Raw genomic sequence first — 12950 nt, 5'->3', positions numbered from 1 at the left:
GGCGGCGGTGCCTTGGCGAGCCGGGTGGGGAGGATGCGCACGCGTCAGCGGACGGGTGCAGACCAGGTGCAGGGTGCCGCCCTGCGCTATGCCTTCAACGTGGCGCGTGCGGCCGCGAGTTCATCAGTCCACCAGCAGGACCAGCTTGCCCGTGGTCCGGCCGCTGTCGCCGATCTCATGCGCCTTGGCGGCCTCGCCCAGCGGGAACGTCCCGGCGATCGTCGCCCGCAGGCTGCCCTCCTCGACGAGCCCGGCGATGGCCCGCATACCGTGCTGGTCCGCGTCGACGAGCATCTCGGTCGCGCGCACCCCCAGCTTTTCGGCCTCCAGTGGCAGTTCCTTCGATCCCGTCGGCAGCATCGTGATCAGGATTCCGCCCAGGCGCAGGGTGCGCAGCGAGCGCTGGACATAGTCACCACCGATCGTGTCCAGGACCACGTCGACGTCCCGCACCGCCTGGGCGAAGTCGGTCTCCCGGTAGTCGATCAGCTCGTCCGCGCCCAGTCCGCGCAGGAAGTCGTGCTTGCCCGCGCTGGCCGTGCCGATGACGTACGCGCCGCGCGCCTTGGCGATCTGCACGGCCACATGCCCGACACCGCCGGCGGCCGCGTGGATCAGCACCCGCTGGCCCGGCTGCACGTCCGCCGTCTCGACCAGGGCCTGCCAGGCGGTCAGCGAGACCAGCGGAAGCGCGCCGGCCTGCGTGTGGTCGATCACCGCCGGCTTGTGGGTGAGGGCGCGGGCCGGGACGGTGACGTACTCGGCGTGGGAGCCGTGACCGAAGGGATAGGGCAGCATCCCGAAGACCTCGTCCCCGGGCTGGAAGAGGGCGACACCGAGTCCGGTCTCCTCGATCACTCCGGAGACGTCCCAGCCGAGGACGAACGGCGGCCTGCCGAGGAATCCGCCGGTGGCGCGGTGCTTCCAGTCGGTCGGGTTGACCCCGGCCGCGCGCACCCGGACCAGCACCTCGTTCGGACGCGGGGAGGGGCGCTCCAGCCGGACTTCCTTGAGGACCTCGGGGCCGCCGAGGATGTCCTGACCGATGGCGCGCATGGTGTTCACAGTGTTCATGGTGTCCCAGCGTGCCGGGGGGCGCCGGCCGGGAAAATGGCATGATTGCCAACCTTCGATAGGATCCTGCCATGCGGCGTATCGAACGGATCGTGGTCCTGGCGCTCGACGGCGTCTACCCCTTCGAGCTGGGCATCCCCAGCCGGATCTTCGGCGCGGCCGACGGGCGGTACGAGGTGCTGACCTGCTCGGTCGACGGGCATCCGGTGCGCAGCAACGCGGACTTCTCGATTGTCGTGGAGCATGGGCCGGAGGTCCTGGACACGGCCGACACCGTGGTGGTCGCGTCCGTCGCGCCCTCCTACGTCGCCGCGGAGCTTCCGGAGGAGGTCGCCGCCGCTCTCGCGCGGATCCGTCCGGACGCCCGTATCGTCTCGATCTGCACGGCGGCCTTCGTGCTGGCGGCGGCCGGCTTGCTGGACGGCCGGAAGGCGACCACCCACTGGCAGGTCGTCGACCAGTTCCGCCGGAGGTTCCCGCAGGTCGACCTCGACCCGGAGGTGCTCTTCGTCGACGACGGGCGGGTCCTCACCTCCGCCGGAGCCGCCTCCGGGATCGATGTCTGTCTGCACATCGTGCGCACGGACCACGGCAGTGAACTGGCCAACGCGGTGGCCCGGCGGTGCGTGGTGCCGCCGTTCCGGGACGGCGGCCAGGCGCAGTACATCGAGCAGCCCGTCCCCCAGCAGGGGGCGGCGAGCACGGCCGCGGCCCGCGCCTGGGCCCTCGAACACCTCGACGACTCCCTCACGCTGGCCGAGCTCGCCCGGCACGCCGGGATGAGCCTGCGCACCTTCGCCCGCCGTTTCCAGGAGGAGGTGGGCATGAGCCCCGGACGCTGGCTCATCCAACAGCGGGTCGCGCGCGCCCGTCATCTGCTGGAGTCCACCGATCTGCCGGTGGACCAGATCGCCGGCGAGGTCGGCTTCGCCACGGGGGCCTCGCTGCGCCAGCACCTGCACGCGGCGATCGGGGTGTCCCCGCAGGCGTACCGGCGCACCTTCAAGGCGGCCCGCTGACGGGCGTGCCGTTCACCGGCCGCGGTGCAGAGCGACCGGCAACTGCCAGGATCGGTCGGCCATCTGACGTGGTGGCGCCTCGATTGCCCCGTACAGCCGGTCCGCCGGCACGCCGGCGAAGGAGGCGGCCACGGCGGATGCCACCAGGGGCGCGTCCGAGGCGCCCCGAGGTCGCGCTCGGCACGGCCGCGGGCGTGCGCTCCGGGTGCAGGACGCGGCCGAGCGGGGCCGCCGCCCCCCAGGGTCCGGCGCACCTGGACAAGTGTCCGGGAAATCCCGGTCGGTCGTCCCGAGATGCGGTGAGCCGGATGGCGCGGGTCGCGTGCGCACCCGGGTCCGCGCCCGCCGTCAGGCGTCCGGCGCCGCGAACACGCGCTCGCCCCCGACATACCTGAGCGCCACGCCCGTCTCGCCGATCGCCTCGGGCGGACCGGCGTACGGATCGCGGTCCAGCATCACCAGATCCGCCAGTGCTCCGGGGCGTACGGTGCCGGCCTCGTCGAGGTGGTTCACATACGCGGACCCCGCCGTGTACGCCGTCAACGCCGCCGTGAGGCCGATGCGTTCCGCGGGCAGGAAGACAGGTCCGCAGTCGTCCGGGAGGCCCGGTTGACGGCTACGTGGATGCCCTGCAGCGGGCGCGGCCCCGCCCGGGCGCGGGCCGACTGAAAGCGGGGGAGGGGGATATCCGGAGAGGGACGCGGGCGGGGGGCCGCCCGCCCCGGACGCGTACGGAGGAAACATGGGACTGGTAGTGGCGGGCGTCGTGGTCCTGGACTGCGCCGAGCCCGAGAAGCTCGCCGTGTTCTACAGGGAACTGCTCGGCGCCGAGGAGACCGACGCCACCGCGAACCGGGTGGAGATACGCAGCCCTGACGGGATGCGGCTGGCGTTCCGCCGCGACACGAACGCCACCCCGCCGAGCTGGCCCCGCCCCGAGAACTCCCTCCAGGTCCATCTGGACTTCCTGGTGGACGACCTCGACGAGGCCGAGCGCAGGGTGGTCGGCCTGGGCGGCCGTCCGCTGGAGGCCAAGGACGCGGCGGGGCCGTTCGAGGAACGCGGCTACGCCGATCCCGCCGGTCACTCCTTCACCCTCCGCCTGACGAGGGCCACGGCACCGAAGCGGGGGTGAGGCTGGGCGTGGCCGCGGGGCGGCGCGGGACTCAGTCCCGGCCGCCCTTCGACGTGACCGGCCATGTGCCCGTCGACCGCTCGATCGCCTTCGCCCCCGCGCGGTCCGCCGCGCTGCGGGCCACGGCGAACAGGGCGCCCTGGACGGCCGCCGCGAGCAGTATCTCGCCCCAGCCGCGGTCCTGGTCCAGAGCGTCGGGCGCGTCGTCCTCGTGGCGGATCGCCTTCCATGCCTTGCGGAAGGCGATCCCCGCCAGGGCGCCGCTCGCCCAGCCGAGGGCGAACCCCACCGGCTTGTAGACCAGCGGAAGACCGGCCTTCCCCTTCTTGCTCTTCGCCACGTTCGTTCCTCTCCTTCGTCGCGTTCGCTGCCTTCGTCACCGGTGAGCCGTCGGTGTGCTCGTCCACCGGTGCCCCGAAGCGTTCTCAGGGCCGCCCGGAGACGGGGACCTCCTCGCCCGCCCGCACCGGTCCGGGGGGCGTCCCGTCACCGAACGGGTACCCGCCCAGGTGCTCCCGTCCGTGGGGCGAGAGCCAGCCGGCCAGGTCCGGTCCGAGCGGCACGATGCCGGTCGGGTTGATGCCCGTGTGGACCTGGTAGTAGTGCCGCTTGATGTGGTCGAAGTCGACGGTGTCCCCGAACCCGGGCGTCTGGTACAGGTCACGGGCGTACGCCCACAGCACCGGATCCTCAGCCAGCTTCCACCGGTTGCACTTGAAGTGGCCGTGATAGACGGGGTCGAAACGTACGAGTGTGGTGAACAGCCGGATGTCGGCCTCGGTGATCGTGTCGCCGACCAGGTACCGTCGCCCGGCCAGACGTTCCGACAGCCACTCCAGCCGGCGGAACACATCCGTGCACGCCTCCTCGTACTCCTTCTGGCCGGTGGCGAATCCGGCTCGGTAGACCCCGTTGTTGAGGTCCTCGTACACGCCCCGCATCACGTCGTCGATCTCGTCGCGCAGCCGTTCCGGGTAGATGTCCGGCGCCCCCTCGCGGTGCAGCGCCGTCCACTCGGTGGCCAGATCGAGGGTGATCTGCTGGAAGTCGTTGGTGACCAGCCGTCCGCTCGGCACGTCCACGATCGCGGGCACGCTGACGCCGCCCGGATAGCCGCTCTCCCGGGCGTCGTAGGCCTCGTTGAGAAAGCGGATGCCGAGGACGGGGTCGCGGCCGTCGGGATCGAGGGTGAACCGCCAGCTCCGGTCGTCCTGGATCGGGTCTGCGATGCCCATCGACAGCGCGTCCTCCAGGCCGAGCAGCCGCCGCGAGATCACGGCACGGCTCGCCCAGGGGCAGGCCCGGCTGATCACCAGCCGATAGCGGCCCTCCGCCACCGGCCAGCCGTCCCGTCCGTCCGCCGTGATGCGGTCGGCGAAGTGGCTCCTGGAGCGCTGGAACTTCCTCGTTCCGTATGCGCTGTTGTCGTCGGTCATGGTGCCGCGCCTCCTGACGCGGGCGTTCACCCGCACGGTGGTTGGGTTCCCCGTTTTCCGCCCTGGCACCGTATGAGATCTGCGGATGGGGGCAGTCGGGCGACGTGAGCGGGACATCTTCCAACGTGGACAGGCGGGCACGGCGACGGCCGGCGGCGGAGCCTCCGGAAGGCGGCGCACCGGACCGCGGGCCCGCACGGCACGGCGGGGACCCGGACGGCAGGACCCGCGTGACGGTGCTCGTGGCGCTCGGCGCGAACCTGCTGATCGCCGTGGCCAAGTCGGTCGGCGGACTCCTCGCGGCCTCGCCCGCGCTGCTGTCGGAGGCCGCGCACTCCGTCGCCGACAGCCTGAACGAGATCTTCCTGCTGGCCGCGCTGCGCCGCAGCCGTCGCCCCGCCGACCGGCGCCATCCCTTCGGTTATGGCAAGGAGCGGTTCTTCTGGTCCCTGCTCGCGGCCGTCGGCATCTTCGTGATGGGCGGCTGTTTCTCCTTCTTCCAGGGGCTCGAGGCCCTCAAGGGCGGGGCGAAGGAGTCGCACAGCGGCTATGTGGCGGGGCTCGCCGTGCTCGGGGTCGCGCTGCTGTCGGAGGGCGCCTCCCTGGTGCGGGCCCTGCACCAGGTGCACCGGCAGCGCGGCACGACGGCGCAGCGACTGCGGGATCCCGCGTTGCGCACGGTGCTCGCCGAGGACAGCACGGCGGTGCTCGGCGTGCTGCTCGCGATCGCCGGCATGGCGCTGCACCTGGTCACCGGGAACGTCGTGTGGGAGGCGTCCGCCTCGCTCGCCATCGGCGCCCTGCTCGTGTATGTCGCCTACCGGCTCGGCCGGGACGCGCGGGATCAGTTGATCGGGCAGGCCGCCGATCCGGAGCTCAGCGACCGGATCCGGGCGCTGCTGAAGGCGCAGCCCGAGATCGACAGCGTGGAGGCGCTGCTGACCATGCAGCTCGGCCTCGGGTCCCTCCTGGTGGCCGCGCGCGTCGATCTGGCCCCGGGCCTGGACAGCGAGGAGATCGAGGAGGCCGCGGTACGCATCAAACGCTCGGTCACGCATACCGTCCCGGACGCCGATCAGATCTTCCTCGACATCACGGACGGCCCGACCCGTGCGGCGGAGCGGCGCGACGCGGCTGACCCCGCCGCTGCCCGGGAGTACGACGGGACCTGACGGTCGCGTGGCCGGCCGGTGGGCGGTGGCGCCGGGTCACACGGCGGTCGCGGGCCCGTCGGCGGTCCGTGCGTCCCGGTGGTCCTGCCCGGCAGGCCGGCGCCGGGCGTCCGGCCAGTCTGAGGGGCAGCTCCGCGGCCGGGACCTTCGAGAACGTGAAGACGGAGCGGCTCATCGTGGAGCGCAGACCGATCACGACCGACCGGTGCGGCTCCGCCTTGGCGTACGCGTACACGGCCTGCTGGTCCTCCCAGGCCGACAGGGTCCGGAACGTGCGCCTGGACGGCTGCGCGAACAGGGCGACGCCGTACGCGCCCGGCGCGCTCCGAGCCTGCTTCCACGCGGCGAGCGATTTCAGGAAGAACCGGGGTACGTCGGCGAGGGAACGGACTTCCGGCCGGGACGCCACCACGACGGCCTCGGCGTTCGGCGGGGGAGAGTTGACGGTGGACCAGGGAAGTGTGGGCACGGCGCGCGACCCTGCCTCCCTGCGCACCCTCGGCGTCCGTCCCGCTCGACTGGCGTGCCCCGCTGCCGTACGCGCATCTGGCGGAGCGGACGGCGGTGCTCGACTTGGACCGACTCGAGGGCATCGACGACTCGTTGGAGTTCGTGGAACGGGCGCTGCCGCTGACCGTCCTCCTGGAGCGCGCGCTGCTCGCGCTGCGGCGCCTGGCCCAGGAGAGCGAGTCGGCCCGCCGGCCCGCCGGCGCCTGACCGGGCACCCGGCCCCCGCCACCCACCCCTGCCCGCCGCCGGGGGCGCGGCCCCCGGCATCCGCCGAAGCACCGGGGACCCGGACCGCGAGGGCGAGGACCCGGGACCGTACGACCCCCGCCCCCGCCGCCGGGCCGGGTTGAGGCAATGTCCCGGAGGGATCATTCTGGACCATATGGAGGAAGTCGCCGCTGCGGCGACCGTCGATGCCCGGGGCACGGTGACGGGATGGAGTGAGGGTGCCCGGAGGCTGACGGGATACGCGGCCGGGGAGGTCGTGGGACGCGCGGCGCAGGAGCTGCTCGCCGAGGACGTGTCCCCTCCCGCGCTGACCGCGCTGACCGGCACCGTCGTCCTGCGGCACCGGAACGGTCGCTCCGTCTGCCTGCGCGTCAGCGCGTGCCCCGTGCTGGGCGCGGACGGCGAGCCGCATGCGTTCGTGGTGACCACCATGCCCGAGGCGGCGGAGTCGCTGGTGGTGGCGCAGGCGTTTCAGCAGGCACCGGTCGCCATGTCCGTGTACGACACACAGCTGCGTTATCTGCGCGCCAACGACAGGGCCGCCGAGGCCCTGAAGGTCGAGGGGGAGGCACTGGTGGGGCGGTACTTCGCCGACACCCTGTCCGAGGACGACGAGTCCGGCCGGCGCTTCTACCGCCTTCTGCGCCGGGTCGCCGAGACCGGCTGCCCGGTGCACTACGAGAACCACACCCGCACCTCGTCGGAGCACCGGGAGCATGCCTGGACCATCGACATGTGGCCGGTGCACAACGCCTGCGGCGAGATGACCGCGGTCGCCATCGCGGCGGTCGACGAGAGCGAGCAGTACTGGGCCCGTCGACGCCTGATGCTGCTGAACGAGGCGGCGGCAGTCATCGGCACCACGCTGGATGTGCCGCGCACCGCCGAGGAGCTGCTGGAAGTGGTCGTCCCCCGGTTCGCCGACTTCGCCAGCGTGGATCTGCTGGGCTGGGTCCTCGGCCAGGACGAACCGCCCGCACACCGTGATGTCCCGGTCATGCGCAGGGTCGCCCACCGGTCCGTCACCGAGGGGACACCCGAGGCTGCGGTCAGGCTCGGCGAGGACGACACCTACCTGGCGTACTCACCTCCCGCACGGGCGCTGCGGGAGTGCCGGGCCGTGCTCCGCAGGGCGGGCGAAGCCGACTTCGACCGCTGGCTTCAGGAGCGCAACGCCCGGGGCGTCGGCGATCCCGCCGCCCGGGAGGGGGCGCACTCGCTGCTGGCGGTGCCCCTCATGGCCCGGGACACGATCCTGGGCGTCGCGGTGTTCGTACGTATCGGCAACCCGGACTCGTACGCCGCCGACGACACCGTCTTCGCCGAGGAACTGGTCAGCCGGGCGGCCGTCTGTATCGACAACGCCCGCCGCTTCGCCCGCGAACGGTCGACCGCGCTGGCCCTCCAGCACAGCCTGCTGCCGCGCGGCCTGCCCGGGCCGGTCGCTCTCGAGGTGGCCCACCGCTATGTCCCGTCCGGCTCGACGGCCGGTTTCGGCGGGGACTGGTTCGATGTGATCCAGCTGTCCGGCAGCCGGGTCGCCCTGGTCGTCGGTGACGTGGTCGGCCACGGCATCCGCTCCACGGCGACCATGGGCCGGCTGCGCACGGCCGTCCGCACCCTCGCCGATGTCGACCTGGCGCCCGACGAACTCCTCACCCATCTCGACGACCTGGTCTCCCACCTGGCGTCCGAGGGGGCCGGTGACGAGGTCGCCGAACTCGGCGCCACCTGCCTGTACGCCGTCTACGATCCCCTCTCGCGCCGCCTGGACCTGGCCGCCGCGGGACACCCCGCCCCGGCCGTGCTGTGGCCCGACGGCAGCGCCCGGCTCGTCCCGATGTCGGCCGGCCCGCCCCTGGGCGTCGGTGGCCTGCCCTTCGAGGCCACGGCGCTGGAGCTGCCGGAGGGCGCGCTGATCGCCCTGTACACCAACGGGCTGATCAGGAGCCGCGGGCGCGATGTGGACTGCGGCGCCGCCGCACTGTGCCGTGCGCTTCAGGCGCCGAAGGACTCCCTCGACGCCCTGTGTGACGCGGTGCTGAAGGCGGTGCTCCCCGAGGAGCCCGGCGACGACGTGGCCCTGCTGCTGGCCCGCACCCGGGCCCTGGGCGCCGACCGGGTGGCCACCTGGGACGTCCCCATGGACCCGGCGTATGTGGCCACCGCACGGCAGCACGCCGTCGACCGACTGGCCGAATGGGGCCTGGAGGAGACCGCGTTCGTCACTGAGCTGGTGGTCAGCGAGCTGGTGACCAACGCGATCCGGTACGGCGGACCGCCCATCCAGCTACGGCTGATCCGCGACCGCTCGCTGATCTGCGAGGTCTCCGACGGCAGTTCCACCTCGCCGCATCTGCGCCGGGCGCACGCCTTCGACGAGGGCGGGCGAGGTCTGCTGCTGGTCGCCCAGCTCACCGAGCGCTGGGGCAGCCGGCAGACCGACGAGGGCAAGACGATCTGGGCCGAACAGCCGCTTCCCGACTGACCCGTCGCCCCGGCACACGGACGCGCCGCACGGCGCGGTTGCCGTGCGGCCCGTCGACGCGGCGCTCTCACTTCCCGGTGGGCTCCAGCACGAAGACGGGGATCTCCCGGTCCGTCTTCTTCTGGTAGTCGGCGTACGGCGGGTACGCGGCCACGGCCCGCTCCCACCACCGCGCCTTCTCCTCGCCCGTGACCTGACGGGCTGTCATCTCCCTGCGCACCGGCCCGTCCTGGAGTTCCACGGTGGGATGCTGCGTCACGTTGTGGTACCAGACCGGGTGCCGGGGCGCGCCGCCCAACGAGGCCACGACGGCGTACCGGCCGTCGTGTTCGACGCGCATCAGCGGGGTCTTGCGGATCTTGCCGCTCCTGGCGCCCAGGGTCGTGAGGATGACCACCGGCATCCCCGTGTCCTGGAGCGTCGTTCCCTCGGTGCCGCCGGAACTCTCGTACAGTTCCACCTGGTCGCGCACCCACTGCGTAGGGCTGGGTTCGTACTCGCCCTCAAGAGGCATGTGCATCCGTCCCATCGTCGCGTACGACTCCTGTCTCCCCCTGTCGCGCCGCGGCCACACGGCCCTGCCGCGCGAGCGCGCGCTCATGATTGAACACCAGCCACGCCCGGTTTCATCCTCACCACGCTCCCGGCGCGGAGGCAGGATGACGACGCCCCCGGCTCACGCGGGAGCCGTGAGCACCCGCACCGCCAGTGTCGCCATCACGGCGCTGGAGACGAACGCCGTCACCAGGCGCCCGCGTCGCCCGGCCAGCGCCCGGCCGAGCAGCGCACCGCCCCCGGCCAGCACCAGCTGCCAGCTCGCGGACGCGGCGAACGCCGCGAGGACGAAGAGCCCCTGCTCCAGCGGCCGCACCGGGTCCGCGGCGCGGCCGCCGAGCACCAGCGCGGCGAAGTAGATCACCGTGGTCGGGTTCAGCAGGGTGACGCCGAGCAGTCCCAGATACGCCCGCCCGGGGCCCGACGGTGCCGCGCGGGCCGGGGTGGCCCGTGCGTCGGAGCGGTACTGACGCAGCGCGCCGACGGCGCCGCGCACGGCGAGGGCGGCCAGCACCAGCGCGGACAGCCGGCGCAGGGGGACGAGGACCGGCTGGAGGGCGGCGGCGAGGGCGGTGCCGCCGACGGTCGCCGCCAGGGCGTAGATCCCGTCGGCGGTGGCGACGCCGAGGGCGGCGCACGCACCGGTGCGCAGGGACGTACGGGCGGTGAGGGAGAGGAGATAGACCGAGACCGCTCCGACGGGTACGGCGATGCCGTACCCCGCGACCAGTCCGGCCACCAGCGCGGCGGTCACGGCCGGGGCGGCGAGGGCCTCCGTGGACGGCCTGTCCGCTGTCGGCCCCGGCCCGAACGTGCGGTGGCGGAGGGCGGCGGCAGCATGGTGTCGACGGCGAGCATGCGCCGATCCTTCAGGAGCGGCGGATGCGCGGGCAAGCGAATTACGATGGTCGGTGCGGGGGCGCCTGACGCGCGCTCCCGTCGGGTGCGGCGGCACAGGCGTCCTGCCGGCAGTCCTCGGCCGGACGAATCGGCCGCCCTCGACCGCCGGCCCGACGGCAGGGTTCGGCCACATACGGCATCCGGCGGATCTGGCCGAACTTCGGGTGGCCCTGTAGATGCCTCGGGCATCTAATTGATGATGATCGGCACGAGCGAATCTTCGCCTGCGAGGTCATACATTGCGAGGTCGTACATGACGAAATCCGCTGTGACCCAGTCAGAATCCGTCGCCTTCCCCCAGGACCGCACCTGCCCCTACCACCCGCCCGCCGCCTACGACTCCCTGCGCGGCGAGCGGCCGCTGAGCCGCGTCACGCTCTACGACGGACGCGACGTCTGGGTGGTCACCGGCCACTCCACGGCCCGGGAACTTCTCGCGGACCCCCGCCTGTCCTCCGACCGGAACCGGGACGCCTTCCCGGCGACCAACGCGCGTTTCGCCGCCGCCCGCAACCGCAGGCTGACCCTGCTCGGTGTGGACGACCCCCAGCACCGCACCCAGCGCCGGATGCTGGTCCCGAGCTTCACCCTCAAGAGGGTCACCGCCATGCGCCCGCGCATCCAGGAGACCGTCGACCGGCTGCTGGACGCCCTGGAGGTCGCCGGCCCGCCGGCCGAGCTGGTGAGCGCCTTCGCGCTGCCCCTGCCGTCGATGGTGATCTGTGCGCTGCTCGGCGTCCCGTACGCCGACCACGAGTTCTTCGAGGAGCAGTCCCGCAGGCTGCTGCGCGGCCCCACCCCGGCCGACACCCAGGACGCCCGCGACCGCATGGACGCCTACCTCGGGGAGCTGATCGACGCCAAGTGCGAGCGGCCGGGGGACGGGCTGCTCGACGAGCTGATCCAGGAGCAGCTGCGCGAGGGAACCCTGGACCGGGCCGAGCTGGTCTCCCTGGCCACGCTGCTGCTCGTCGCCGGACACGAGACGACCGCGAACATGATCTCCCTCGGCACGTTCACCCTGCTCCGGCACCCCGAGCAACTCGCCGAGCTGCGCGCCGACCCGGGCCTCATGTCCGCCGCGGTCGAGGAACTGCTGCGCTTCCTGTCCATCGCCGACGGGCTGGTGCGGGTGGCCACCGAGGACATCGAGGTCGCCGGGAGCGTCATCCGTGCCGACGAGGGCGTGCTGTTCTCCACGTCCGTCATCAACCGGGACACCGCCGCCTTCCCCGAGCCGGACCTGCTGGACTGGCACCGCCCCGCCCGTCACCATGTCGCCTTCGGCTTCGGTATCCACCAGTGCCTCGGCCAGAACCTGGCGCGGGCCGAGCTGGAACTCGCCCTGAGCACCCTGTTCGAGCGGCTCCCCGGGCTGCGGCTCGCCGCTCCGCCCGAGGAGATCCCGTTCAAACCGGGCGACACGATCCAGGGGATGCTGGAACTCCCCGTGACCTGGTAAGAGGCTGTCGGCCATGAGCGATGACATCACCATCTCCATCGACAGGGACGTCTGCATCGGCGCGGGACAGTGCGCCCTGACCGCTCCGGGCGTCTTCACCCAGGACGACGACGGCTACAGCGAGGTTTTGCCCGGCAAGGAGGACGGCGGGGGCGACCCGCTGGTACGGGAGGCGGCGCGCGCCTGTCCGGTGAGCGCCATCACCATCAGCGAGAAGGGAGTCGAGGCCTCCAGGGCGGGGTGATCCCGCGCCGGCCCCCGTCGAGGACACCTCCCCGGAGCCAGGCATCCGGAGCCCCGGACCAGGCCCCCGGAGTCGTCCTCGACGGCCGCTGTCGGCCCACACAGGCCGTACCCGCGCCGTGGCGCCGGTCCGCCATCGGATCCGCGGTGGCACCCGGCTCGCCGGCCGCGTTACCGGTAGGCCGCCACCAGCAGCTCTGCGGCGCGGCCCGCCTGGTCGGCGGGCTCCGTGGAGCCTTCCATGCCTGCGGTCACCATGGCGCCCTCGGCCAGCAGGAACAGCTGCCCGGCGAGGGGAGCGGGCAGCCCGGCGTCGGAGACCAGACCGGCCAGATACGCCTTGAACGCCTGCTTGTGGGCGCGGACCAGGGCCAGCACCCGGGGCGACGTGGCGCCCAGTTCGCCGTACGAGTTGATCCAGGCACACCCGCGGAACCCGGGCTCGGCGAACCACTCCCGCAGCCACGCGAAGACGGCCAGGACGCGCTCCACGGGGTCCGTGCGCCGGTCGACATGCTCAGCCAGCCGCTGCCGCCAGCGCACATCACGCCGCTCCAGATAGGCCTCGACCAGCTCCTCCTTGGCGGGGAAGAGCTGGTACAGCCGTTTGAGCGACACACCTGAGGTGCCGCGGATGTCGTCCATCCCGACGCTTTGTATGCCACGGCCGTAGAACAGCCTCTCCGCCGCGTCCAGCGCCCGGTCGCGGGCGACTTCGCTGTCCATGT

At 72.6% G+C, this 12950-nt stretch carries 12 protein-coding genes and 2 pseudogenes; 7 read left to right on the top strand and 7 right to left on the bottom strand.

Translation table 11 applies throughout. The features are described 5' to 3' along the window. Positions 1–123 precede the first annotated feature (123 nt). Positions 124–1074, bottom strand: coding sequence for an NADP-dependent oxidoreductase (locus ACIP94_RS19705; RefSeq protein ID WP_402426731.1), 951 nt, complete (start codon positions 1072–1074; stop codon positions 124–126). 71 nt (positions 1075–1145) lie between these two features. On the opposite strand from ACIP94_RS19705, the gene ACIP94_RS19700 reads away from it, so the two are divergent. Next, positions 1146–2093: a GlxA family transcriptional regulator gene (locus ACIP94_RS19700; protein ID WP_402426728.1), complete on the top strand. Its 948-nt coding sequence runs from the start codon at positions 1146–1148 to the stop codon at positions 2091–2093. Between the two features lie 348 nt (positions 2094–2441). Here the strand turns inward: ACIP94_RS19700 and ACIP94_RS19695 are convergent. Further along, a pseudogene (locus ACIP94_RS19695) lies at positions 2442–2743 on the bottom strand (amidohydrolase family protein); the annotation flags it as partial. A 92-nt stretch (positions 2744–2835) separates the two neighbouring features. Between ACIP94_RS19695 and ACIP94_RS19690 the strand changes: the two are divergent. Next, positions 2836–3228: a VOC family protein gene (locus tag ACIP94_RS19690; protein ID WP_402426725.1), complete on the top strand. Its 393-nt coding sequence runs from the start codon at positions 2836–2838 to the stop codon at positions 3226–3228. Between the two features lie 31 nt (positions 3229–3259). Here the strand turns inward: ACIP94_RS19690 and ACIP94_RS19685 are convergent, their stop codons facing one another. Further along, positions 3260–3568 (bottom strand): DUF4235 domain-containing protein, encoded by a 309-nt coding sequence (locus ACIP94_RS19685; protein ID WP_402426722.1) that lies wholly within the window; start codon positions 3566–3568, stop codon positions 3260–3262. A gap of 85 nt (positions 3569–3653) precedes the next feature. Then, the gene (locus ACIP94_RS19680; protein WP_402426719.1) at positions 3654–4664 is read right to left on the bottom strand and encodes a glutathione S-transferase family protein; all 1011 of its coding nucleotides are present in this window, start codon (positions 4662–4664) and stop codon (positions 3654–3656) included. 104 nt (positions 4665–4768) lie between these two features. Between ACIP94_RS19680 and ACIP94_RS19675 the strand changes: the two genes are divergently transcribed. The 3 genes and pseudogenes from ACIP94_RS19675 (at position 4769) to ACIP94_RS19665 (ending at position 9062) form a co-directional block, all read left to right on the top strand. Next, entirely contained in the window at positions 4769–5836 is a 1068-nt protein-coding gene (locus ACIP94_RS19675; RefSeq protein ID WP_402426716.1) for a cation diffusion facilitator family transporter, read from the top strand. A gap of 510 nt (positions 5837–6346) precedes the next feature. After that, positions 6347–6553, top strand: a pseudogene (locus tag ACIP94_RS19670) (transcriptional regulator); the annotation flags it as partial. 175 nt (positions 6554–6728) lie between these two features. Next, the gene (locus tag ACIP94_RS19665) at positions 6729–9062 is read left to right on the top strand and encodes a SpoIIE family protein phosphatase (RefSeq protein WP_402426713.1); all 2334 of its coding nucleotides are present in this window, start codon (positions 6729–6731) and stop codon (positions 9060–9062) included. Positions 9063–9129: 67 nt separating this feature from the next. Here the strand turns inward: ACIP94_RS19665 and ACIP94_RS19660 are convergent, their stop codons facing one another. Further along, positions 9130–9576: a nitroreductase family deazaflavin-dependent oxidoreductase gene (locus ACIP94_RS19660; protein ID WP_402426887.1), complete on the bottom strand. Its 447-nt coding sequence runs from the start codon at positions 9574–9576 to the stop codon at positions 9130–9132. A 162-nt stretch (positions 9577–9738) separates the two neighbouring features. Further along, positions 9739–10371 carry a LysE family transporter gene (locus tag ACIP94_RS19655; RefSeq protein ID WP_402426710.1) on the bottom strand — a complete coding sequence of 211 codons (633 nt, stop codon included), beginning with the start codon at positions 10369–10371 and terminating at the stop codon, positions 9739–9741. Between the two features lie 399 nt (positions 10372–10770). Between ACIP94_RS19655 and ACIP94_RS19650 the strand changes: the two genes are divergently transcribed. Continuing rightward, positions 10771–11979, top strand: a complete 1209-nt coding sequence (locus ACIP94_RS19650; RefSeq protein WP_402426707.1) for a cytochrome P450 — start codon at positions 10771–10773, stop codon at positions 11977–11979. Positions 11980–12004: 25 nt separating this feature from the next. Further along, positions 12005–12223, top strand: a complete 219-nt coding sequence (locus ACIP94_RS19645; RefSeq protein WP_402426884.1) for a ferredoxin — start codon at positions 12005–12007, stop codon at positions 12221–12223. A 170-nt stretch (positions 12224–12393) separates the two neighbouring features. On the opposite strand, the gene ACIP94_RS19640 is transcribed toward ACIP94_RS19645, so the two are convergent. Beyond that, on the bottom strand, positions 12394–12948 hold the full coding sequence (locus ACIP94_RS19640; RefSeq protein WP_402426704.1) for a TetR/AcrR family transcriptional regulator: 555 nt from the start codon (positions 12946–12948) through the stop codon (positions 12394–12396). Positions 12949–12950: the final 2 nt, after the last annotated feature.

Source organism: Streptomyces sp. NPDC093261, from assembly GCF_044753645.1.
Classification (GTDB): domain Bacteria; phylum Actinomycetota; class Actinomycetes; order Streptomycetales; family Streptomycetaceae; genus Streptomyces.
This window is presented reverse-complemented; position numbering and strand designations above follow the sequence as displayed.

What these genes read in the sequence shown, in the direction of transcription:
- ACIP94_RS19665 (WP_402426713.1), top strand. Translation starts at nt 6,729, where the DNA reads ATGGAGGAAGTCGCCGCTGCGGCGACCGTCGATGCCCGGGGCACGGTG.
- ACIP94_RS19705 (WP_402426731.1), bottom strand. Translation starts at nt 1,074, where the DNA reads ATGAACACTGTGAACACCATGCGCGCCATCGGTCAGGACATCCTCGGC.
- ACIP94_RS19660 (WP_402426887.1), bottom strand. Translation starts at nt 9,576, where the DNA reads ATGCCTCTTGAGGGCGAGTACGAACCCAGCCCTACGCAGTGGGTGCGC.
- ACIP94_RS19650 (WP_402426707.1), top strand. Translation starts at nt 10,771, where the DNA reads ATGACGAAATCCGCTGTGACCCAGTCAGAATCCGTCGCCTTCCCCCAG.
- ACIP94_RS19690 (WP_402426725.1), top strand. Translation starts at nt 2,836, where the DNA reads ATGGGACTGGTAGTGGCGGGCGTCGTGGTCCTGGACTGCGCCGAGCCC.
- ACIP94_RS19680 (WP_402426719.1), bottom strand. Translation starts at nt 4,664, where the DNA reads ATGACCGACGACAACAGCGCATACGGAACGAGGAAGTTCCAGCGCTCC.
- ACIP94_RS19700 (WP_402426728.1), top strand. Translation starts at nt 1,146, where the DNA reads ATGCGGCGTATCGAACGGATCGTGGTCCTGGCGCTCGACGGCGTCTAC.
- ACIP94_RS19640 (WP_402426704.1), bottom strand. Translation starts at nt 12,948, where the DNA reads ATGGACAGCGAAGTCGCCCGCGACCGGGCGCTGGACGCGGCGGAGAGG.